Genomic DNA, 23,564 nt, shown 5'->3' with positions numbered 1-23,564 from the left:
GTTTTCTTGGTTAGTAGGTAGGGTTAAAGGCCAAGCCGAATTCCAGCCGTGAAGGTTCGTACGTTCGGATAAGCGTTTAAATCGGTGTTCAGACTCAAGTTGGAAGCGCCAAACGAATTGACTTCCGGGTCGTAGCCTGAATAGTTGGTGAATGTGAGCAGGTTCTGCGCCGTCACGTAAATATTAGCAGTTTTTACAACGCTGCTGATCGCGGTAATCTTCGGGATCGTGTACGAAAGCGACACCGTTTTGACCCGCAGAAAGCTGCCATCTTCGACAATATCACTGGTTATGCCGGTTCCCCGCCGTAGCGTGCTGTTCGCTTTGGCAATGGTGTTACTGGTGCCGGGACCGGTCCAGCGCTGGGTTTGAGACTGGAGCTTGTTGCCATTGATATAGCCCCCTGTTTCGAGGTAGTAACGGTTCATATTAAGCACATTATCACCCTGAACTCCCTGGAGGAAAACGTTTAGGTTGAAATTGCCCAGGGTGAAGTTATTGGTTAGGCCATAAATGAATTTGGGCTGCGCCTGCCCAATGATCGTGCGGTCTTTGGCATCGATCAGCCCATCACCATTCAAATCGGCATAACGCGGATCGCCCGGCCGGACACCCGTACGCTTGCTGGCGCTGATTTCGTCCTGGGTTTGCCAGATTCCCTGGAACACGTATCCGTAAAAGGCGCCGATAGGCTCGCCGATACGCAACAGACTAGTGGCACCATTGCTGGCACTGGGAAAAATGCTACTGCTCGATGTGCCCACAAAGCGTTCATATTCACCGTTCAGATCGAGCACTTTGTTCCGGTTGGCCGAAATGTTGGCTGCCGTTGTCCACTTGAAGCGACCCGAATTGATGTTGACGCTATTGATGCCCAGTTCAAACCCTTTATTTTGAACACCTCCCGCGTTCAGCAGAACCGTACTATAACCCGACGAAACAGGAACCGATACGTTCAGCAGCAAATCCTTCGTCCGTTTGTAATAGTAATCGGCAGTGAGCGTAATGCGATTGCTCAACACACTCAGGTCGATGCCAAAGTCGAGCGAGGATGTGGATTCCCAGCTAATATCCGGGTTCGGAATGTTGTTTGGCGAGAGGCCAATGACCCGCGTACTACCACCTAGTGTATAGGCGTTGCTGGTATAGCGGGCAAAGGATGAATAGGACGCTATTTCCTGATTACCCGTAACACCATAGCTGGCCCGTAGTTTCAAATCGGAAATGACCGGAACCGATTTCATAAATGACTCATCAATGACACGCCACGCGAAGGCTCCTGATGGAAAATAACCCCATTTGTTGTTGGGCCCGAAGCGTGAGGAACCGTCAGCACGCATCGTGAACGTGAACAGGTATTTGTCCATGAACCGGTAATTGGCCCGTCCGAAGTAGGACATTAGGTTGTTTTTGCTCCGGCTCGAACTTGGCGGCAAGACGTTGGCACCAATACCGATGTTATCGGATTCCAGCAGGTTGGTGAAAAAGTTACTGTTCGAGGTGGCAAAGTCGGTGAAATTGAATTCCTGAAAGGTAAGACCGCCTAACAGCGTCAGCGCGTGTGATTTGTTAAACTCCCGGTCGTAGGTCAACGTATTTTCGTTCACCCAGCTATACCGGCTTCCCGATGTGCGGGTTGCTGTTCCTTTACTGTTCGAGCCACCATAAATATCGGAGGGCAGGTAGTAATCCAGGCTGGAATAATTGAAGTCCGTTCCAGCCGTACTTCTGAGTTTTAGGCCTTTCACGATTTCATATTCGCCGAAAAAATTCAGCAAACCGCGTAAATTACTGTACTGATTTTTGACTTTGTTGGCATAAGCTACGGGGTTGCCAACCAGTTCGACGTAGCCAGAGGGGCCATTGAGGTACGTATAGGCACCCGTCTGGTCGTAAACGGGCAGGGCCGGATTGAAACGCATGGCGTCCAGAATGACCCCACCCGCTTCGGTAGAGCCCGCTGTGTTGACCAACGCCCGATTCTCGACCGAGCGGGTCAGTTGCGAGGTAAACCCAATGTTGATTTTATTGCTTATCTTTTTGTCCAGATTCAACCGGATCGAGCCGCGCTGAAAGCCAGAGTTAATGACGATGCCCTGCTGGTTGAAGTAATTCATACTCAAGTTGTAGCGGGTATCGGCATTGCCTCCCAGGAAATTAAGCTGGTAGTTACTGATGGGGGCCGACCGTAGCACCTGCTTCTGCCAGTTGGTGCCTTCACCCAGTGCCGAAAGCTGGTCCTGGGTATACGGCAGAGCTTTGGCCGATGCCGGTGTTTCCTGGTTAGTAAGGGTCTGAACATCATTTAAATACGTCGCAAACTCTTTGGCGTTCATCATCTCGTACATTTTGCTCACCGTCTGCACACCGTGATACGCTTCAAAATTGACGGATGATTGCTTGGTAGATCCTTTTTTTGTTGTCACGATCACGACGCCGTTGGCCCCTCGACTTCCATATATGGCCGTGGCCGACGCATCTTTCAAGACTTCCATCGACTCGATGTCGCTTGGGTTGATGGAGTTGAGGTCCCCTGCGCCGGGAAAGCCATCAATCACGAAGAGTGGTTCGTTGCCCGAGTTGATGGAGTTGGTTCCCCGAATACGAATGCTGATATTCCCGCCCGGCTCGGCATTGGTCTGCGTTACCTGTACGCCACTAATACGGCCCTGTAAAATTTGGTCGGCGCGGGCAATAGGCAGGTTTTTTACCTCGGCTTGCGAAATGGATGCAATAGCACCTGTCAGGTCCCTTTTTCGTTGGGTACCGTAACCAACCACGACGACATCACTCAGCATTTGGGGAGATTCGTCAAGGCTAATCGTTAGGGTTGACGATTGCCCAACAGTCACTTCTTTGGCTAGATAACCGGTGTACGAAACTACCAGCACCGCATTAGCCGGCACACTGATCGAAAAGTCCCCATTCGCATCGGTGGCGGTCCCGACAGCACTTCCTTTGACCAGGACCGAAGCTCCTGGCAAGCCTGTATTCTGCGAATCCAGTACCTTACCGGACAGCTTTCTGATTTGGGCTTCAGCCATCAGAAATGTCAGACAGAACAAACTCAGCATAAGTAGTCTTATTCGCTTCATAGATAGTTTAGTTAGTGAGCCAATTGGTTAATGAGTAAGTGTACTGTAGCCGTCATTTTAAGGTCGTTATCGATTTACGGGTACGTACCCGTAAATTGGGTAAAAAAATAGAAGCTTACTTATTTAGGCTAAATTTTCACAAAATGGCCTCGACAATGGGGGCTTCTATTAAGAGAGAATTCATTGATAAGAGGGATTCGTAACTAATGAACGGGTACGTACCCGAAAATTAGAAAAAAAATAATGATTGACAAAAAATATGAGAAAATTATTTTGTCTTATAAGCCTGTTAGGAAATTAATGGTCAATTTTTTGCGCCGATATCTACGTAAAATTTTGTCAGTGCCCCTATTGATGAAGGATGGTTTGTTCTTGTAAACTGCTTTAATAATGACAGAATCCTCTAAAAGGGCAGGGCTGTTAATCTCCCTGTTTCTTTTCGCTCCTATAACAGGATAGGAAAAAGCAGAGCAATAAGTTAGTACTTAGTAATCGCGTCCTTAGAAGGGGTTAGCTTTACGGCTTAAGAAACAGTTTCTGTCTGTAGAGAAAATACATAAAGCCCCAAAGTACAGCAATGGCTGCTACAACTGAGCCCAGCGCTTGAACCGGCTCTGGAAAGAAACCAAGAATACCACCGAACAGCGCATTGGCTGTGTATCGGAAATCGATGAATTTACCAACCATGTAAATGACAATTGAATTCATGCCAATGACGATAAAAAAGAAGGTCCACCGGCGCCAATTGAGTACATCGATAATCGTATAAAAAAGCGACAGCAGTAACAGACTGAACCCACCCGTCAACATGACAAATGAACTTGACCAGAGTATTTTGTTGATGGGAAAAACGATGTTCCAGAGAAGCGCTATGCCCAAACAGATAAGGCCACTAAGGGCGAGCCACAACGCCTTTCTGGACTTCGGCATCATTTGCTCATTTGTCCGAAGTAGGTTCCCGGCAAAAATACCCAGCAAGCCCGTTGAGATGGCCGGCAGTGTCGACAAAATTCCGACGGGATCATAGATCGTGTTATACATCCGTCCGGGCAGTAGTGCTTTATCCAAGTAAGTGGCGGGATTACATTCTGGAGTAATTAAGCCAGCACCGCATCCGGGAACGGGCACAAACTGAATGATTAGCCAATACCCGATGAGTAGACCTCCAAACCAGATGTACTGAGTTCTTCTGGATGAATACAGATAGATAATCTGCGCGAACATCCCTGCCAATCCAATCCTGCCCAAGACGCTGGGATAGCGCATACTTGCCCATTCGGTTTTGAACAGGCCGTTATTATACAGAATGCCCAACAAAACGAGAATAATTCCCCGTTGAATGACTTTACGGATTAATTGATTTGGAGAAACGCCTTTCTCAAGCCGACTGCCTAATGAAAAAGGTGTGGAAACACCCGCTAGGAACAGAAAAAGCGGAAAGATTAGGTCATAGGCATGAAAGCCGTTCCAGTAAACATGAGTAAACTGCTCTGCCAGCACAAGCGACCATCCCCAACCCGTTACGTCGGCCAACACATGCATGAATTTATCTCCGCCAGAAATCCAGAACATATCAAAGCCCCGCAACGTATCGAGTGACAGCAATCGGGGGGAGGTTGCTAAAGGGATTGATCCACTACTAGTGATGCCAGTTTGGTGTCCGTCTGGGACGGCTAGTCCGGGTTGGATTTTTGTCTGCATACCTTTGAATAGGGAAATTGTTGAAACTGGAGAAAGCAGTTGTATTGGTAATAAACAGTTCTGTAGGATCGGGCGAGCCTAATAGCGCTGTAAACAGGGATTTATTCGTATTCACCTAGCCCTTAGTATAGACGATCTGGCCATTGACGATGGTTGTATTGATGGTAATGTTCTCATCGAAAATTACCAGATCGGCGTCCTTTCCGGCAACCAGCGAACCTTTGCGGGCGTCCACACCCATAATTCGAGCGGGTGTCGTGCTAGCCATTCGCACTGCATCCAGAAGCGATACGTCGGCCAATTGGACCATGTTGCGCACGAGTTGGTTAGCTGTCGCGACACTACCCGCAAACGAACTACGGTCCAGCAGCTTAGCAACGCCATCTTCGACTACTACGGGTAAGCCATTAGCCCGTGAGCCTAAAATGCTTTCCCCTTCAGGCATACCAGCCGCCCGCATGGCATCCGTAATCAGCGCGGTGCGGTCGGCGCCTTTGATTTTATAGACCAGTTTGAGCAACGGTGGTGGCAGGTGAATACCATCCGTAATGAGTTCGACATCCATATCCAGCAGTAAGGCGCTCTCGATGGCTCCGGCATACCGAAACGCATTCCGGCGGGTCACACCCGACATGGCCGAATATAGATGTGTGGCCAGGGTATACCCATTTTCGTAGGCTTCGAGTACGTCGGCATACACCGCATCGGTGTGGGCGATAGCGGCTAGAATTCCTTTTTCACGCAATCGGCGACCGAATTCGATAGCACCAGTTAGTTCAGGAGCGGCACTCCAGCGAACGATAGACGCCGAATAGGCCAGTATTTCTTCGTACTCGGCTAGGTCAGGATTGCGTATGTACCGAGGGTCCTGTGCACCCCGCTGGCTTAAGGCAAAGTAAGGGCCTTCCAGATGGATACCCAGGAATGATGCGCCCTTGTTGTTTATTTTGGCTTTCTCATAGATATCCAGTGTATGGAGGAGATCTTCCTTTTCGGCTGTTAACGTCGTTGGTACCAACGACGTAGTGCCGTATTGGGCGTGTAATTCGGCGATTTTCAAAAATGCTTCCTCCGTGCCGTCCATAAAATCGTAGCCGCCACCGCCGTGCACGTGAATGTCAACAAATCCTGGCGCAACGAACATGCCCTGTGCATCCAGAACAGTGGCTCCCGGAACATCTACATCCCGTTCGTGAACGCCTGTAATACGCCGATCTTGAATAATGATGGTGCCACCCCGAATGTAGCGAAAGGGGGTAATGAGCGTCCCGTTGGTTATTTTTAAAAATCCCATTTTGTAGCTGATGACCTTGTAATGCAGGATACACATTAGACCGTCGGCTCCCAGCGCGGCTGATAGGTCCGATGCCCGAGTTTTTCTGCTTCCCTGCTGTTTTTGATGTGTCCGTTATTGGGATCAATGGTAAGCGCTCCAACCGTATGCTGAGCAAAATTTCAGAATGGTACCCCTTTGCTTCGAGATGTTGCTGTAGAAGGGGACGCTTCTAACGGACTATATACCACTAATTGACCTCTAGTTATTTAATGGCCAGTTTCTTTTTCGCTTTTGCCAGCACAGTTTCTAGCGACACGGCGGCCCCGTTCTGACGTTTGCTTTCGTCAGCGGCTTCCATAAACGCGAAAATTTCGATGGTTTCTTCTGGCGTCACCGGCGATTTTCCCGTTTCGAAATAGGAAATAATCTCTTTCAGCAACGGCTCGTAGCCCCCATAAGGCCCCAGCTTCGTATTTCCAGCCTGCGTGTAAACGGTTCCGCCATATTCGTGTTTTCCAGTACGTGTACCCCGGAACGTACCCACCCGGCCATCGGCCCAAGTCCCAATAGCAATATCGGTTCCGTCGGTATGAACCCGTACCACTTGCCGACAGCCAGTTCCCATGGCTGTATAGAGCGTTTCTACCCCATGAACACCATACCAGAACAGATCGGGGTGTGTTTTTTCCAGAACAGCAGGGCTAAAGGTATCGGCTCCCAAAACATGACTTTTATCGATCCCCTCTATACCTTTGATATAGCGCAGGGAGGACGCGGAGAAAACGGGAATGTTGTATTTACTGGCAAGCTCGAAAATGGCCAGTACATCGGCGAGGGATGCAGCAATTGGTTTATCGATAAATACACGTTTCCCGGCTTTAAGTACCTGCGTTACCTGCTCAAGATGAAGCCGTCCGTCGTTCGTTTCCAGCAACACTACATCGACTTTTTTGAGTAGCTCGTCGATTGTGTCAACTATGTCCACATTCAGTTTTTTGACTTCGCTGGTGTAGTCCGGGATTCTTTTCGCGCTACTCTCAATGGTTTTACTGCCATAGGGATAAGCAGCCACAACCTTGTAGCCAGCATAAGTGGAACTTGCTTCCGTAGTATTAAGCGCTTTGGTGAATGCCACGCTGTGGGACGTATCCAAACCAATCATGCCAACTCGTTTGCCGGGTTCTACTATATTACTGTATGGCCAGGTGAGTGGTGCAATACCCAATGCCAAGCCACCCAATGTAGCCTTTCGTAAAAAAAAACGCCGGTTGTGAATCGAGCTGGTCATAGTTAAGAAGGGGCTAAAAAATAGCAATCCGCATATTTACGGGTACGTACCCGTAAATATACAAACAATCTTAAGCAAGAAAGAAATTTAGGAAGAAAGTGGGCTAAAATTTTGCCATGATAGGATCTGGCGGTAGGAAATATTGCCTGGATGCGGAATAGCTCTGTCTATCAATTTCGATAAAAGGCCTGATTCTCCTTAGTGACGATATCGATTGGCATATAGTATTCTTTGGCAACAGGAGCTAATAGAACCAGATGCTGATACAACGCCATGATGCTGCGATATCCCTGGTCTTTAGGTTGGTGGCAGATCAGAAAATCGATGGTTCCGCTGGCTAAGAAACGGATGTTTTCGTTGACAAAATCATAGCCAATTAGGAGAGGTTTGGGAAGTGATCGTTGACCATCCAGAAAGCGAGCTACTGAAAATACCCTGGAATTGCTGACAAAAACCGCATCAATATTGGTATTCGCATCGAACAACTGTTGAAGATGATTCGCAATAGATGCAAAATCCGTTTGCCGAATATCGGTCCGTATAATTGGGTACTTCAGTTTATGATCTGTAAAATAAGTCCTGAAACCCTCTTCAATCTGCTTGTAGGTAAAGCTATCCAGCGACGTAGCAATATTGACAACCAGTAATTTACTAGCTTCCCGAAGTTTGTAAGTGCTTAGCTTTCCGGCCAGATAACCACTTTGAAACAAAGGTGGCCCGATGTAAGAGAGGCTTTGCTGGCCCGGTATGTCAGCGTCTATAAATACAAAGGGAATACCTTTTGTCTGGCAGGCAGTGGTAAAATTCTGGGCTTCATCAACAAATGAAGGGGCTAAGACAATGCCATCGACGGTAGAATCCAGAATTCGATTTGCCTGTGTAATAAAAGAATTAGGGTCACTTAGCTCAAAAAAAAACAGATTTACGTTGATTCCATACGATCTAATTTCGGCTTCGGCTTGCTGAATACCCTGTAAAGGAGCTTCCCAGAAGTCGGTCTCCTCAGTGACAGAAGGAATTAAAACGGCGATCGAAATAGTCTTCCCTGACGCTAATTGCCTAGCTAACAGGTTTGGCTGGTAATTAAGCTCGGCAATGATTTTGTTAATTTTTTCCCGTGTTTTGGCCGAAACGCCAGTCCGGTTATGGATTACCCGGTCAACAGTGGCAATCGCTACGTTAGCACGTCGGGCTATTTCCTTAACTCCCTGTAATTCCTTTTTTTTCATCAGCTGGATATGCGGTCAGAGATAAGTGACCAAATGGGTTAGCCTCTTCGTAAAGTTTTGCAATATTAAAAATTGTTTTGGCCTGAAAACAACTGGACCTTTTTCTGAACGTTAGCCCGCTAGGAGGGAAGTGCCTGAAACAGCCTTTTTTGCGTTCAATAAACCCGTTCAGTTTAATAGTTCAGCGTTTTGAATGGGGCTGAGGTTTTCTGTACGATTTGTCCTATTTAAACTTGGTTACATAAATGACGTGGCTGTTGCACAACTCGGAATGTAGGGCAGTCCGCTATTCATGATTTGCTATAAGAGCCGTTTTAGCCTTCCATTAGCACGGAATTTTGACCGTAAGCGGCTTTTTTAACTATGTTCTTAACCGAAGATGAGTTGTGCAACAGCCGCACTCATCTACCTGAGACTGTCTTGTTACAAAAGATTCGATGCAGTAGTTATTCACTGCCTTCATCTAACCCCTAATCACTTTACCTCAGTGAGTCGATGACCGACGCTGCTACCCAATAAATATCGCCGTCTTTTGAAAAGAAAAAGTATTTTCCGTCTCCGGTCACGAACGGACAAAACTCATAGCCACTCGTATTGATCACAGAACCCATGTTCTGAGCTTGCTGCCACTCGCCAGCCTTGCTCTTGAAACTGATGTACAAATCACCTTGGCCAAAGCCATCCGGCCGTTCGGCGCAAAATATAAGATATTGCTCATCCGGTGCGACAAATACATCCGCTTCGTAATGCTCCGTATTGACTCGATTCGTTAAGAACTGAGAAGCTTGAAATTGACCCTTGTCGTACCGGGAAAACCGGATGTCATAATTCTTGTCAGTAGACGGATCGGTGCCACCATTCGAGGAGAAGTACATCGTTCCCTCAGCGGTAAAGGACATGTAATATTCATTTCTAGCCGTGTTGATGCTGGGTCCGGCATTAACCGGCTTATCAGACCACCCCCCTTTTTTCGCTCGATGTACCAGATGTCAAAATCCTTCTTCTTACCCCGCCCGTCAGCGGCTCGGTCCGAAATGAAGTACAATCGCTGACCATCCGGCGATAGAAACGGATCATTGTACTCGTATAGATCGCTGCCGATAATAGTTTTGGGAGCTGTCCAGGCCTTCTTGTCAAACTTTATACACCGAATTTGGGGGTTCCCATTGATAATGACCGCATAATAGAACTCCTTGCCGTCTTTTGAAAAGACGGACCCATATTCATAGTGCTCTGTTGAGGAGACCCCGTTGGGAGCGAATCGGGTGGGAACTAGACCCGGCGGCTTCTGATTCAGATACAGGGAGGGAGTGGGTATGGCTGGTTGAGCCAGTAGCGATCCAGCCGTAATGAGAATCAGCGTAAATATAGTCCATAAAGTCTTCTCATTAAATGCTCCCGTGTAAGACGGAGGAGTTCATTTGTTAGCTCCTTTATTGGCCAAATAACCAGACTATACCTCCAAGAGTAAGGATAATAACCATCCAGTTGACAAATACCTCCAGCCCACCTTTAATAACAAATGTTTCTGGTTTGTCTTCCTGATAATAAACCGTCACCGCTCCCTGACGGACAAAATAATTCAGTTCATGGAATATCGAGTGGTCTGGCTGACCCTCAATCCAGGTATTATCGCGCGTCTTAAAGCGAACTAGCGGGACAAAAAGCTTGCGAAGTAAAAAGAAATCACTTCGATCGAAACCGGTAATCATTCCGGTTGCCTTATGGGCCCTGCTTACTAATCGATAATAAGAGAGCAGGAAGAGACCCGAAAATAGGGAATAAAATAGGCCTCCTATTAGAAGGGGTATCAGGAATTTCATAGGCTACCCAGTGGCTAGTGGTTCAAAGATAGGCCACAGGCAGGGGCCATACCAGCGGTTAACTACGCATATGAGCAGGTAGAGTAACGGGTTGGTAGGCTTAGCAGGCCTTTTAACCATACGACTTACCCTCAGTTCGACCGTTGGCGACTTACTACGTTTGACAGATGTTAAAGTATGCGTCTCATAATTCGCTCTTTAAATGGGCGTCTATTTAAACCCTTGTCTACACGACTGATCACCGCGCCACTTAGATAACCACTTGGACCGCGTGGAAATAATAGATTCTGTTTCTAACTAGATGGTTATTTTTTCGGCTTATTGGCGGAGGGTGGGCCAGGGATATTTGGGATTTGTAAGGCCACTAATTTTTTTCGCGTTGCCGATGCCTCTTTCACAGAAAGCGCTTTCTGGAAATTAACGCTGGCATTGACCGTGTCTTTTTGGGTCACTAAGTAATCCCCATACGAGTCATAGACGTTGAAACTGGTTGGGTAATTCACCACATTGAGTTTGAACAAACTTTCCGCTTTTTTAAACTTCTTCTGGGAGACCATATACTGGCCCAGTTCATTGACCAGACCTTCCGGGGGCTTCACCAGGTAGCCCAACTGCCGGGTGGCGGCCCTAAAATGGGTTGTCAGTTTATCGGCTAGTTGGGTATTGTCTTGCTCATAGTCTTGGTCGGTCAGCTTTAATCGGTAGGCGTCAAAAATGAAATGGAGCGCGTCGTACTCGGTGATGAGTGGCACCGAGCTATGGTCATCCAGGCCGTAATATTTCCCCTGGTAGCGTAAGCCGGTTTGGCCATTGGCCTTTAGCAACCGATCCAGGGCTAAGATGGAGCGAATGTGTTTGGTCGAGCCACTCGTATCGGCCTGTACCTGTAAGGTATCCATCGCCGACTCCATCGTATTGGCAATACCCAAAAACAGGACTTTGCCCGCATACTGCTGGCGGGCTATGACCTGCTTAGCGGTCTTGAGCAACTGTTGATCCGCCCACCACATACTGGGGTCGATAGCCACGTAGGCGTTGAACAAGTTGGGGTGATGAATGAGCGTGTTGATGACCAGCAGCCCGCCCAGCGAATGGCCGATGAATACTTTGTAGGGCTCAGTGGGATACAGCGAGTCAATGTGGGGAATCAGTTCGCTTTCGATGAAGGCGGTGAATATCTCCCCTCCGCCCGAGTTCTTGCGTCGTGTACTGTCGGCAGCCGAGGGAATCATTCCGCCCCCCGGTGTGGGAGTCAGATCCCGCCCCCGGTTGGTATTGGCAATCCCCACCACGATCATCTCGGGGCAAATTGTATTGCCATTGACGGAGCTTAGTTGATGGATCATGCCTACCACCGAGGGAAAGTGGCTTTCGCCATCCAGCAGATAGACGACCGGATAGCGTCGTTTGGACGGTCCTTTCTGTTTATAACTGTCAGGGACATGCACCCATAGTCGACGGGTCTCATGGAGAATTTTTGAGGTCAGGCTATCAATCTGCCCGATGACAATTGGCCGAGTTGGCTGGGCTGGTAGTAGCTGGGGTAAGAGGAAAAACAGGGTAAGTAGAAACCATTTTTTCATAGCGTTCAGGCAAGAAGATTGATGGCACAAAGGGACACAAGCCAACCCATAAACGAGGCAAATCTATTTGTATGGTGGATGCCAATAAATACAACAATTTAGTTTACAGCAAGTTATTTCAATTCATAAATTTATTGAAAACCAGTTATAGTTTAGCGAAACTACGAAAAATGGTAGACTAACTACTCATGAATTATTCGTCTCAATAATCGCTTCCATCCGAGACAAAGGCAGGGGGCGCTTAGGAGAAAGATATTGTTAAAGTTTCATAAATGGCTAGTGCTGGTCAATAGGTAAACCAAAGGACCGCCTTTTACGCTAACAATCAGTCGCCAATTCCAGTGGCGGATCTCTAACCATGAAATCATTTATCCACTGAATCATTAATGGCGGGCGGAGCCACTAAACGGGAGGCCCGTAATTTAGTCGCACAATCGTTAAAGGATTTGAGACAACAGGTTTAGGGGACGAATAAGTTTTCGTTGAACAAAGCTACTTGCCTATTGCCTCATTCCCCGGAAAGCCCTGATACAATAGCTGATTTATAACCTATACGTTGAAGTAGCCATCGTCGTAGGCGGAGCAATAAGCGGCATAATCTGTTTTAACCTGCCGGGCGTACTGACGGGCATACTCAATAAGTTGGTCACGCCAAGTGTTGTAGTCCAGTCCAAAGGCAATCAATTCGTCGGCAATGGCTGACCCCTGGCGGCCACTGCTACGGAGATGGCCCCAGGCGCATAAGCGTCCCAGACTACCAACCAGGTTTTCCAGTTTCTTTACTTTGCCAATCAACTCGGTCAGGATAATTTTGTCTTCGCTGGGTTGAAGTTCGCGCAATACATACGATGTACCATCCGGCATCATTAACGGATGAAGCAGCGCAGGCGACGCTCCCTGAACCCGTTTCTGGATTTCAACAATCCGCTCAGCTTCGCTGAACCAAAAGGGCTGCTGAGCCGCCAAATGGGCTTGAAGCGTCGATGGCCTGGCTTTTTTGAGGTCCAACAGATACTCCTTGCCCGGCCGACCCAGTCCCCGAACCAGAATCATAAACCGTTCGATGCCCAGACTGCCCGTTCCGGCCACGCGACGGGCAACATCCAGGACAGAAAAAAAACGAGGATCGGGTTGACTTTCTGCCCAACCGTTGATCGTGTTACTGATGTGTATTTTTGTCGCCTGATCAATTTTGGGAGTAGGCAGGATGCGTTTTCGAAATTGAGTGCTACGTTTTTTGTACGCAACCCGGTTTTCCAGAAACATATGCCGTTTTCGGCACTCGACCGACCGAAGAAGGTCGCGGATAATGCCCGTTGCCGTATCCTGTTCCAATTGCCGAACGTAACCACGGGACAGGGTAACCGCATAGGCATCGGTGAGGGTTCTAGCCAGGTGGTTTAGCTCACTGTTACTCAGCTTCAGATCATCGGCGGCTACAAACAGGCTGCAGATCAGGCGGGCCAGGTCAGTCAGATTTGGTGCCAGAATGCATTCGTCGAAGTCATTCAGGTCAAAATACGTAACCCGGTTGTCAGCCTTGAAGGAGCCAAAATTTTCAATGTGAAGATCCCCGACATTCCACGTGTTCGGCGCATTCCAAAGAAAGGAATCTGCTGGAATATCATGATTGAACAGGTGGCTGGTTCCGCGAAAAAAGCGGAAGGGGTCTTTGCGCATGGCCGCATATTTTCGTTGCATCAATACTGGGTTTCGGCCAGCATTGAATGACCGGATACGCCAGGGGATGGAGGAGGCCGCCATAATATTTGTTAATTAATGCCGATTAGGTGGGTAGTCACCCAAATATAGTTGTCAGTCGTTGGGATTAGCCCGAACTTTGTGCTACCGGTCGATAGCGCACCAGCGTTTAGCAAGAACGTAGAAGAATGATTCTCAGAACTGAAAATTTGATTAAAAAATATGGATCGCGGTTGGTCAACAACAACGTATCCTATCAGGTTGAAACGGGCGAAATTGTGGGGTTGCTAGGGCCAAACGGAGCCGGTAAGACAACGTCGTTCTACATGGCTGTTGGCCTGGTGAAACCCAATAGCGGGAAAGTTTTTATCGACGATATGGACGTGACCGATCTGCCGATGTACAAACGGGCTCGTCTTGGGTTGGGCTATCTGGCGCAGGAAGCCTCCGTATTTCGCGACCTGTCGGTTGAAGAAAACGTGCTGGCCGTTCTGGAAATGACCGATTTACCCAAAAATAAGCAAAAGGAAAAGGTAGAAGAACTACTTGAAGAGTTTAGCCTGACGCATGTTCGCAAAAGCAAAGGCAAGGTGCTGTCTGGTGGGGAGCGCCGACGAACGGAGATTGCCCGGGCGCTGGCCGTCGATCCCAAATTTATTCTGCTCGATGAACCCTTTGCCGGTGTCGATCCGATTGCCGTTGAAGACATTCAGAGTATTGTCGCTAAACTGAAACACCGGAATATTGGTATTCTGATTACCGACCATAATGTAAATGAAACGCTCTCCATTACCGACCGGGCTTATCTGTTGTTCGAGGGGAAAATTCTGAAGCAGGGAACGGCGGAAGAGTTAGCCAACGATGAACAGGTACGCCGGGTATATCTGGGACAGCATTTCGAACTCAAACGCAAAATTTAATTGGCCAGCAATGTCTGAAGGATTGAATATAACTCACCAACCGTAAACGCACGAACGACAGGTTTCTGACCGAAGCCAAACCACCAACTTGGAATATCCCACCCTTCACTGTGAAACAGATACTCATTGGGACTCAATTTAAACGGTTCTCGGACACCAGTTTGATTGTTGCCTATAGCTACACCGAAGTGGTTCTCCACGGCTTCCAGTAACTCCACACCATCATCACCGGTAATACCCAGATCTTTCTCAAACTGAGTAGATGGACAAATGGGCTTCTTGCTGGAAATTCCAGCGTATTACCGAATGAAATCACTCAAGTTTTCAAACGTAATCTCCTGCATAAAAAAGTCAATTATCACCCTAATACTTCCCGTAACACCGGCAGCGATTTTACTTCACCAAGCGAATCAATATGAATGTGGTAGTAGGTGACCAGGGCGTCGGCCAGTTCATTCCGCGCAGATCGGTCTAGCTTGATTGGCGTACCGAACGGCTGGCGCAGCATCGTGTTTAGCGCAACATCCATCTCTTCATCGGGTAAGAAAGGATAAGAGTTTTCGCGGAGCTGGCTCTCAAACTCACGCGCACTCTCGGGCCCAAAGCCCAGAAAGAACGAAAGCTTTAGTAAAAAAACCAGGTGGAAGTTCTCGTAATTTGTTTTTGCTTCTTCCAGAAAAACCACCGACTCGACCAGAAACCGGAATAGTACCGGACTGCCCGTTTCTTCTTTCAGCACTTTATTGAGCATCTCTGTCACGAACATGGCAATGGTGGACTTGCCGACTTCGAAAGGTAAGCTCTGAAATGGATAGTTCGTTTTAACTTCCGAAAGCCGTGTCAGGTCACGGTCGTTTTTATAATAAACGACCATTTCCAGCAGTGTTAATGGCTGGAAAAGAGCAATGCGGTTGTTTTTACTCCGGGCTGTCCGCACACTATTGACAATGTAACTTTGCAGGCCAAACTCTTCGGTGTATACGCGGGCAATGATGGAGGTTTCGCGGTAACGAATATAGCTGAGGGCAATACCCCGTGTTTTTTGCAGCATCTCAGGTTGACAGTAAACTATACAATATAACACCTTTTGGGATAAATCGGTCTGTTTATTGGCCAATTATCGCTTAGTTCGTCGCTCATGAAACTTTACAAAACTCGTACCGGTATCGTCATTGACTCGCAAAATCAATTTTATTCTGTTCCTGCCACCGACTGGGATGAATTGATCAACCGAGATGATTTACATGAATTTTTAAATACCCTGACTGCCGTGGCTGAGCCATCGGATGAGTATCAGGCTGCAACGACATCTGGCTTGCTCGCACCCATTGGCCGACAGGAAGTATGGGCATCGGGCGTAACCTATCTACGCAGCCGCGACGCTCGAATGGAAGAGTCGAAAAAATCGGGGGGAGACAATTTCTACGATCGGGTTTATGATGCTGAGCGGCCAGAGTTATTCTTTAAATCGACACCTGAGCGGGTAGTGGGACCAGGCGCAGAAGTACGCATTCGCGCCGATTCGAGCTGGAACGTGCCCGAACCCGAATTAACCCTTTTTATTACATCATCGGGAAAAATCGTGGCCTATACGTGTGGCAACGACATGAGTTCGCGGAGTATCGAAGGCGAAAATCCGTTGTATCTACCACAGGCCAAAAGTTATGACGGTGCCGCGGCACTCGGGCCGTGCCTGTATGTGCCAGGAGCACCCATTGCTTCTGATACACAGATCCGGCTGGAAATTATCCGTGATGAGCAGGCCGCTTTCGCCAACAGCATCGCCATCGATCAGATGAAACGGCAGCATACCGAACTCGTGTCGTTCCTGTACCGCGAGTGTTCGTTTTCGTACGGTTGCTTCCTGATGACGGGTACGGGCATTGTGCCACCCGATGATTTTACCCTTCGCTCGGGCGATGTGGTTCGAATTACGATTGATGAAATTGGTACGCTGGAAAATGTAGTGGCGTAATATTATTTCTTAACCGCCAGGACGCAAGGGGTATCGCGAAGAACGCAAAACGCGCTACTCGTTGCGTTCTTCGCGGTTAAAAACCAGTTATGAAATTACCCGAATCCCTGTTCGCACCACGGCCACTTTTTCGCGCAGGGAATCCAATGAATCGTCCATAACGGTCACGTGGCCCATTTTACGGAATGGTTTGGTGATGGCTTTCCCGTAAAAAAATGGGAATACCCCCGGCATGGCCAGCAGATTTTCCAAGCCCTCGTAAACAGCGGGGCCTGTATGATCCTCTTCGCCGAGTAGATTGACCATAGCGGCTGGTTGATAGGCCGTGGTATCGCCAAGGGGATAGTTCAAAATAGCCCGCCAATGCTGCTCAAACTGAGAGGTAACATTGGCGCGCATGGTGTGATGACCACTATTGTGCGGACGCGGAGCGACTTCGTTGATCAGCACGTTGCCTTGTTTATCCAGAAATAATTCGACGGCCAGTAGCCCCACAATGCCAAAGGCTTCGGTGGTTCTTCGGGCAATGTCCTGTGCTTGCCGGTCTATGGACTCCGAAATCTCGGCCGGAGCAAACAGGTATTCTACCAGGTTTAATTCAGGGTGGAACACCATCTCCACCGTTGGAAAGGTTTGCATTTCGCCCCGCTCGTTGCGGGCCACAATGACGGCCAGTTCCTTCTCAAAATCGACCGCTTTTTCCAGGACACCGGGGGCGTCGAACGCTTTTCCCACATCAGCCACCGAGGCAATCCACTGAACGCCCCGACCATCGTAACCATCGCGGCCAAGTTTATGAAAAGCGGGTAGAAAATCGGGTTGTTGAATCTCCAGGAGAGCCACATCGGCACGATTATCCGTTAAAATAAAATCGGCGGTTGGCAGGTTATGGTCGCGATAAAACTGCTTCTGTACTCGCTTATCCTGAATGATACGGATGACGGAGGGTTGGGGGAACACCCGCTTTCCCTCTCGTTCGAGAGCTTCAAGGGCTTCCACATTGACGCGCTCAATTTCAATGGTCAATACGTCAACGGACTGGCCAAACTGATAGACTGTATCATAATCAGTGAGAGAGCCCTGTGTAAACTGGGTGCAAAGGTGTCGGCAGGGGGCTTCGGCGTCGGCGTCGAGTACATGAACGCGGAGGTTCCAGTCAATAGAAGCCTGCAGGAGCATCAGGCCCAACTGGCCCCCGCCAAGAATTCCAATAGTAGGTGTCAAAATGGTGAAAGACCGGGTCGCCGGTACGAAAAAAAGAGTGAAAGAGCGAAATTAGCTATTCACTCTTTCACTCGTTCACTCTTTCGCTCTTTTTCTAATCTTTCCGCTTAATATCGGAGCCGCCCGATTTGCTGCTCGCGAGTACGCGGCCCTGGCCATAATAATAAATATCAGAACCGCCCGATGCTTTCAAACTCAGTTCTTTGCTGGCGTTGACATATACGTCTGAGCCGCCGGATGAGTTGGCATTGCAGATCTCCGCGATGAGTTTGCGTGCATCGAGGTCGGAGCCTCCCGAACCATTTGCATTCAGTGTCCGGGCCGATCCTTGCAAAACCGCATCCGCTCCGCCCGATGCCGTCACATTTAACCGCTCCGCTTTAAGGTCTAGTTTCACATCGGACCCGCCCGATGCATCCAGGTTCAACTCATCGAATGACATCGTCCCCTGGCCGAAAACATCGGAGCCGCCCCCGGCTTGCAGATTGGTCAACTGCTTGAAGGTTATATAGGCTTTCACGGAGTTGTTCCGGTTGAAATTCCAGTTCATGCCCTTTCGGTCGATGTAGAGTTCGAGAACCCCGTTTTTCACCCGCGAAACGATCTGATCTTCCTCCATTCCTTTTACCTCAAGGGTCAGTTTTTCGGAATTGCCCTGCGTCAGGTAAACATCTATGCCACTGGTTACGCTCAGACCCGTGAAACCAGAAACCGTCCGGTCTTTTTTCCATTGGCTGCTGGCGGTGTGCGAACCCGCTACCAGCATGAAAAGTACTAGAGCAATTGCTTTCATTGTGTTGGTGTTTTTAGCTTTATCAATAGATGATGAAAAAAACTGTTGCGTTGCATGCCGAACGGAAAAGGTGTCCGATTTCAACGGTATATTTGTCCGTAAGCGGACGTTGCTGGTACTAGCGTAGGTGATAAAATTCTGTCAATTAGAGTTTTATGAATCTGGCACGACGCTTGAACCGCTAAAGAAAAGAAATTAAATCTAATTGTAGAACCAGCGAAAAAGATGCGTGTTTGGTCAAACCCTCATTGGCTTTCGTATATCCCTACAAAAGCCGGGTGTTGTAATCCTGAACGAACTCATCCAGAATGCTATAATCACCAGAAATTCACGTTGTCTTAACCTACGTAAAAACCTTTTCAAAAGTAATTAATTATGATTCAACTCCACAACGTCTCTAAATACTACCCGGCTGGCTTCGGACGGGTCTATGTGCTGCGTAACATTACCCTCGATATTGCCCAGGGCGAGTTTGTGTCGATCATGGGGCCATCGGGCTCGGGTAAGTCCACGTTACTGCACATTCTGGGCCTGCTGGAAGAACCATCAGAAGGAGAATACCTGCTCGACGATCATCCGGTGCAGAAACTGTCCGAAAAAAGACGCACTGAACTTCACCGGACACAGATCGGCTTTGTGTTTCAGGCCTATCACCTGATCGATGAGCTGACCGTTTATGAAAACATCGAAACGCCCTTACTCTACAAGGGATTAAGTGGCTCCGAGCGCAAAAGCCGCGTGGCCGAATTGCTCGACCGGTTCAACATCGTGGCCCGGAAAGATTTGTTTCCCGCTCAGTTATCGGGTGGGCAGCAGCAATTGGTGGGCATTGCGCGGGCACTGGCGGCACATCCATCCGTTATTTTTGCGGATGAGCCAACGGGTAATCTTCACTCCGATCAGGCCCGCGACATTATGGATATATTCCGGGAGCTAAATCAAAAAGATGGCGTAACCATTGTTCAGGTCACGCACTCCGAAGCAAACGCCGAATATGGATCGCGGATCATCCGCCTGAAAGACGGCTGGCTGGAGCCCTCAGCGCTGGATGTGACGCCATAATACGTCGAGTCGTTCTCTTGCCTTTTCCGACTGATGTATGTTGTCATTATTTACGCCATTCAGCCATTGAATGCCCATGACATTAGCGCAAAATATAGCTTGGGCTTCACGAAGAGTTTCGGGTTTGTATAATCCCTCCTGTACGGAAATTCCCAACCCCGGAGCCGTGCGTAAAAGTTGCTGACGGATAATACCGTTGATGCAGCCGGTTTGCAGAGAAGGCGTGTAGAGCGTTTCGTTAGCGTACCAGAATAGGGTAGAGGCCAGGCATTCGGCGAGGTGACCGTCGGTATCGAGTAAAATGACATCGTCGAGTTTATGGTACTCTTTATGCACGCCCGCCAGCACATAAGGAAGAGCATTCAGGGTTTTAAAAGCCGAAACGGGGGAGGGCGACAACCGAAAGGCGTCATAAATTCCTGTTTGGGCTTTTTCTGTGATTGAAAAGGGAATCCCTGGCCGCACTGTGATGAGTAGATTGACTTCGTTCGTGGCAGGGGTGTATAAGCCACCCGGTTGCCGCCAAACCTGAATCTTTAATCGGGCGGGTTGATGAGTAAGTCCATTACTACTCAGCAGGTGAAGAATAGCCTCGTGAATGGTTTCGGCCGAAAAGCTTTTTGGGGGTGTAAAGTGAAAAGCTGACATGCCAGCCGACAGGCGGGCGAAGTGGTCGGGCCAGAACCATACGCGGTTGGTTTCATACCGAATTGTTTCAAAGAGGCCGTCGCCATACTGAAAAGCGCGGTCATTGATTGCCAGGCGAAAGTCGCCTTCAGAAAGTATATCCGAATTATAAACCAGAAACATGCTTAGTTTGCGCCGTTTATCCCAAAACGATAGCCGCGCCGAAGGTAAGTTTGTATCATTGAACCATCAAATACTATGAGTATGCAAGTGGCGTGGAAACAGGTGCGGGTTGTGATGACCCTATTACTAACGACAGGTTTGTCGGCAACATACGCACAGAATACAGGCTCGGCTGTATCGCCCGGTAATGGAACGAATGCATCGAATCGGCTGAATCTACAACAGTGTATTGACATTGCCCAACAGAACAATATTCAGATTCGGCAAGGACAGTTGACGGTTGCCAATAGTGATTTACAGTTACACCAATCGCGGTTAAATCTCTTACCGACAACTAACTTCCAGGCCAATCAGGGCTTGAACGGGGGTAGGAGCATCAACCCGCAATCCAATGGATTTATTCAGCAATCCATTTCTTCGGGTAACTACCAGCTCAATGCCTCGGCAACGCTGTATAATGGGATGGTGTTAAGAAATACCATCAAGCAAAACGACTTGATATTACAGGCGAGCCATCAAGAGTTGAATGCAACAAAAAACAATGTATCGTTAACGGTTGCTCAAAATTACCTGAATGTGTTGGTCGGTTCAGAACAGTTGGCCGTAGCCCAGCGGCAGGCCGATGTAACCCGGGCACAACTGGACCGGACACAGCGCCTGGTGAATGCCGGTTCGGCGCCGGAAGCAAACTTGTATGAGCTTAGGGCAACGCTGGCCAGTAATGAAGTGGATATTGTAACGGCGCAAAATACGCTGGACCTGGCAAAAGTTTCGTTATTGCAGGCCATGAATGTGCCCATCAATCAGGAATTTGAGGTTGAGCAGATCAATGTCCCGGATCCAGGTTTAACGCCTTACGAAGCATCTGTACAGCAACTTTTCGATGTGGCTGTTGGCAATTTGCCCGAAGTAAAAGGGGCCGACTTGCGCGTCAAAGGGGCTGCTTTGGGTGTGCAGGTTGCTAAAGGGGCCCTTTATCCGGTATTGACATTGAACGGTAACTTAAGCAGCGTGTACTCAAGTGCGGCCAATCAGCAACAGATACCTAATGGAACAACCCGCCAACAAATTACTGGGTTCTTTACGGATGCGAATGGGTCTCAGGTACCCGTATATACAACCATAAATGGGGCAGATGTTGTGAATGTTAGTTATTTTGATCAGCTACAGAATAACTTCAACCGGTCAGCTTCCTTATTTTTACGAGTTCCTATTTTTCAGGGTAATTTGTCCCGTAACCGGATTACAACCGCTAAAATTCAACAACAAAACGCTGAACTAACGGCCCAAAATACCCGATTGACACTTCGTCAGCAAATTGAGACGGCTTACACCAGCATGAAGGCGGCTGCCAATAAATTTAAAGCCACTCAGGTGCAGGTAGCATCGCTGGAAAAGGCGTTTCAGGTTGCTGAAAGTCGGCTGAATGCTGGCGCTATCAACGCTACGGATTACAGCATTGCCAAAACCAACCTGGATCGTGCTCGCAATAGCCTGGTGCAGGCCAAATACGATTACGTATTTCGGACAAAAATTTTAGATTACTATCAGAACAAACCGCTTAGTTTTAATTAAGTTAGTGAATTAGTGATTGAGTGAATATATACCACACGTTCATTCCGTTGCTCTTTCACTAATTCCCTAATCATGAAAAAGAAGTCAAGTCGCATTTGGTGGATCATGGGTGGGCTGCTGGTCCTGCTCGTTGGAGGATTAGTAGCCGCAAAACAGGCGGGTATGCTAGGCAAACCCAAATCAACGGAAGTTGATTTTGCCGCAGTCAGGCGTCTCGATATTACCGAACATGTTAGTGCCTCCGGCCGGGTTCAGCCCCAGGTTGAAGTAAAAATTAGTCCCGACGTATCGGGCGAAATCATTGGCCTATACGTTAATGAAGGCGATCCCGTTAAGGCGGGGCAGCTTCTTTGCCGCATCCGGCCCGACAACTACGAATCACTCCTGGCGCGGGCGCGGGCGGCCGTCAACCAGAGCCGGGCGCAGTTAGAACAGTCAAAAGCATCTGTAGCGCAGTCGAGCGCCCGGTTGATTCGGGCCAAAGCTGATTATGATCGTAATCGTAAACTGTTTGCGGATAAGGTAGTTTCGTCTGCCGATCTGGAAACCAGTGAGGCCAACTTCAATGTGGCCAAGCAGGAAGTTGAAGCGGCCAATGCCAACGTGAGAGCTTCGCAGTTCAACATTCAGAGTGCTGAAGCCAGCTTGCGCGATGCCAACGAAAACCTGCGTAAAACCTCAATTTACTGTCCCGTTAATGGCACGGTTTCCAAGCTTAACATCGAGTTAGGCGAACGCGTAGTGGGTACGTCTCAAATGGCAGGTACCGAAATTATGCGGATCGCCAATTTGCAGAATATGGAAGTACGGGTCAATGTCAACGAAAATGATATTGTACGGGTAAATCTTGGTGATACCGCTGATATCGAAGTGGATTCATACACGACCGCCGGCCGTAAATTTAAAGGTGTTGTCTACGAAATAGCCAATACGGCCAACGGATTGACGAGTTCATCAGGAGCGGCTGCTTCTCTATCGGCCGATGCCGTTACGGAGTTTGAGATAAAAGTTAAAATTCTGAATACGTCATATGCCGATCTGCTGGCCCTAAAAGATAAAAAAGGATATCCTTTCAAACCCGGAATGACGGCTTCGGTCGAGATCATTACGGACCGTAAGTCGGGCGTGCTGGCCGTTCCTATTGCGGCCGTAACCACCCGTGCTGCCGACTCATCGGCCATCGATACGGCGGAAGTAAAGGACAGATCGAATGGTACAGTTGATGAGAAACCCGCCGATGTTGTCGAAAAGAAAGACAAGCCTAAAGAAATTGTCTTTGTGAATGTTGGCGGTAAGGCCACGCAGCGGGAGGTAAAAACGGGCATCAGCGACTTTGAAAATATCGAAATTTTATCGGGTCTCAAAGCGGGCGAACAAATCATATCCGGCCCGTTCATCGCCGTGTCGAAGAAGCTTAAAAATGGCGAATTGGTGGTGAAGCGTGATCCAAATAAGAACAAGAAAAAAGAGGACGAGAAAGAGGAGTAAAACTGTTCGCACATAAGGCAA

General features: G+C 48.4%; 19 protein-coding genes. 5 read left to right on the top strand and 14 right to left on the bottom strand.

Annotation, left to right across the window (positions count from 1 at the left end):
- Window positions 1-23: 23 nt before the first annotated feature.
- The 9 genes from ACYVAM_RS04070 to ACYVAM_RS04030 all read right to left on the bottom strand — a co-directional run bounded on the left by ACYVAM_RS04070 (window position 24) and on the right by ACYVAM_RS04030 (window position 13,759).
- Window positions 24-3,095, bottom strand: a complete 3,072-nt coding sequence (locus tag ACYVAM_RS04070) for a SusC/RagA family TonB-linked outer membrane protein (RefSeq protein WP_461064167.1) — start codon at window positions 3,093-3,095, stop codon at window positions 24-26.
- A gap of 516 nt (window positions 3,096-3,611) precedes the next feature.
- Window positions 3,612-4,796, bottom strand: a complete 1,185-nt coding sequence (locus tag ACYVAM_RS04065; protein WP_461064165.1) for an acyltransferase family protein — start codon at window positions 4,794-4,796, stop codon at window positions 3,612-3,614.
- Window positions 4,797-4,911: 115 nt separating this feature from the next.
- Window positions 4,912-6,090: an N-acetylglucosamine-6-phosphate deacetylase gene (nagA, locus tag ACYVAM_RS04060; protein ID WP_461064163.1), complete on the bottom strand. Its 1,179-nt coding sequence runs from the start codon at window positions 6,088-6,090 to the stop codon at window positions 4,912-4,914.
- A 244-nt stretch (window positions 6,091-6,334) separates the two neighbouring features.
- Window positions 6,335-7,360 (bottom strand): Gfo/Idh/MocA family protein, encoded by a 1,026-nt coding sequence (locus ACYVAM_RS04055; RefSeq protein WP_461064161.1) that lies wholly within the window; start codon window positions 7,358-7,360, stop codon window positions 6,335-6,337.
- Between the two features lie 170 nt (window positions 7,361-7,530).
- A complete protein-coding gene (locus ACYVAM_RS04050) occupies window positions 7,531-8,589 on the bottom strand; it encodes a LacI family DNA-binding transcriptional regulator (RefSeq protein ID WP_461064159.1) in 1,059 nt (352 codons plus the stop codon).
- Between the two features lie 479 nt (window positions 8,590-9,068).
- The gene (locus ACYVAM_RS04045) at window positions 9,069-9,488 is read right to left on the bottom strand and encodes a hypothetical protein (RefSeq protein WP_461064157.1); all 420 of its coding nucleotides are present in this window, start codon (window positions 9,486-9,488) and stop codon (window positions 9,069-9,071) included.
- Between the two features lie 534 nt (window positions 9,489-10,022).
- Entirely contained in the window at window positions 10,023-10,301 is a 279-nt protein-coding gene (locus ACYVAM_RS04040) for a hypothetical protein (protein WP_461064155.1), read from the bottom strand.
- A gap of 416 nt (window positions 10,302-10,717) precedes the next feature.
- Window positions 10,718-11,995 carry an alpha/beta hydrolase gene (locus ACYVAM_RS04035; protein ID WP_461064153.1) on the bottom strand — a complete coding sequence of 426 codons (1,278 nt, stop codon included), beginning with the start codon at window positions 11,993-11,995 and terminating at the stop codon, window positions 10,718-10,720.
- Between the two features lie 549 nt (window positions 11,996-12,544).
- Entirely contained in the window at window positions 12,545-13,759 is a 1,215-nt protein-coding gene (locus tag ACYVAM_RS04030; RefSeq protein WP_461064151.1) for a DUF2252 domain-containing protein, read from the bottom strand.
- Between the two features lie 125 nt (window positions 13,760-13,884).
- On the opposite strand from ACYVAM_RS04030, the gene lptB reads away from it, so the two are divergent.
- Window positions 13,885-14,616 carry an LPS export ABC transporter ATP-binding protein gene (gene lptB, locus ACYVAM_RS04025; protein ID WP_461064149.1) on the top strand — a complete coding sequence of 244 codons (732 nt, stop codon included), beginning with the start codon at window positions 13,885-13,887 and terminating at the stop codon, window positions 14,614-14,616.
- Here lptB and ACYVAM_RS04020 read toward each other — a convergent pair.
- Both ACYVAM_RS04020 and recO read right to left on the bottom strand, forming a co-directional pair.
- The gene (locus ACYVAM_RS04020) at window positions 14,613-14,834 is read right to left on the bottom strand and encodes a hypothetical protein (protein WP_461064147.1); all 222 of its coding nucleotides are present in this window, start codon (window positions 14,832-14,834) and stop codon (window positions 14,613-14,615) included. The genes lptB and ACYVAM_RS04020 overlap by 4 nt on opposite strands.
- Before the next feature lie 140 nt (window positions 14,835-14,974).
- On the bottom strand, window positions 14,975-15,667 hold the full coding sequence (recO, locus tag ACYVAM_RS04015) for a DNA repair protein RecO (RefSeq protein ID WP_461064145.1): 693 nt from the start codon (window positions 15,665-15,667) through the stop codon (window positions 14,975-14,977).
- An 87-nt stretch (window positions 15,668-15,754) separates the two neighbouring features.
- Between recO and ACYVAM_RS04010 the strand changes: the two genes are divergently transcribed.
- Complete coding sequence (locus tag ACYVAM_RS04010) at window positions 15,755-16,591, top strand: fumarylacetoacetate hydrolase family protein (protein WP_461064143.1); 837 nt, start codon at window positions 15,755-15,757, stop codon at window positions 16,589-16,591.
- Between the two features lie 87 nt (window positions 16,592-16,678).
- Here ACYVAM_RS04010 and ACYVAM_RS04005 read toward each other — a convergent pair whose 3' ends face one another.
- Window positions 16,679-17,815: a 5-(carboxyamino)imidazole ribonucleotide synthase gene (locus ACYVAM_RS04005; protein ID WP_461064141.1), complete on the bottom strand. Its 1,137-nt coding sequence runs from the start codon at window positions 17,813-17,815 to the stop codon at window positions 16,679-16,681.
- A gap of 94 nt (window positions 17,816-17,909) precedes the next feature.
- Window positions 17,910-18,608 carry a head GIN domain-containing protein gene (locus ACYVAM_RS04000; RefSeq protein ID WP_461064139.1) on the bottom strand — a complete coding sequence of 233 codons (699 nt, stop codon included), beginning with the start codon at window positions 18,606-18,608 and terminating at the stop codon, window positions 17,910-17,912.
- A gap of 375 nt (window positions 18,609-18,983) precedes the next feature.
- Between ACYVAM_RS04000 and ACYVAM_RS03995 the strand changes: the two genes are divergently transcribed.
- On the top strand, window positions 18,984-19,670 hold the full coding sequence (locus tag ACYVAM_RS03995; RefSeq protein ID WP_461064137.1) for an ABC transporter ATP-binding protein: 687 nt from the start codon (window positions 18,984-18,986) through the stop codon (window positions 19,668-19,670).
- On the opposite strand, the gene ACYVAM_RS03990 is transcribed toward ACYVAM_RS03995, so the two are convergent.
- On the bottom strand, window positions 19,647-20,480 hold the full coding sequence (locus ACYVAM_RS03990) for an aminotransferase class IV (RefSeq protein ID WP_461064135.1): 834 nt from the start codon (window positions 20,478-20,480) through the stop codon (window positions 19,647-19,649). The two genes, ACYVAM_RS03995 and ACYVAM_RS03990, sit on opposite strands and share 24 nt — an antisense overlap.
- Before the next feature lie 75 nt (window positions 20,481-20,555).
- Here ACYVAM_RS03990 and ACYVAM_RS03985 point away from each other — a divergent pair, with 75 nt between their 5' ends.
- On the top strand, window positions 20,556-22,055 hold the full coding sequence (locus ACYVAM_RS03985) for a TolC family protein (protein ID WP_461064133.1): 1,500 nt from the start codon (window positions 20,556-20,558) through the stop codon (window positions 22,053-22,055).
- A gap of 72 nt (window positions 22,056-22,127) precedes the next feature.
- Window positions 22,128-23,543, top strand: coding sequence for an efflux RND transporter periplasmic adaptor subunit (locus ACYVAM_RS03980; RefSeq protein ID WP_461064131.1), 1,416 nt, complete (start codon window positions 22,128-22,130; stop codon window positions 23,541-23,543).
- Window positions 23,544-23,564: the final 21 nt, after the last annotated feature.

Source organism: Spirosoma horti (assembly GCF_054776595.1).
This window is presented reverse-complemented; position numbering and strand designations above follow the sequence as displayed.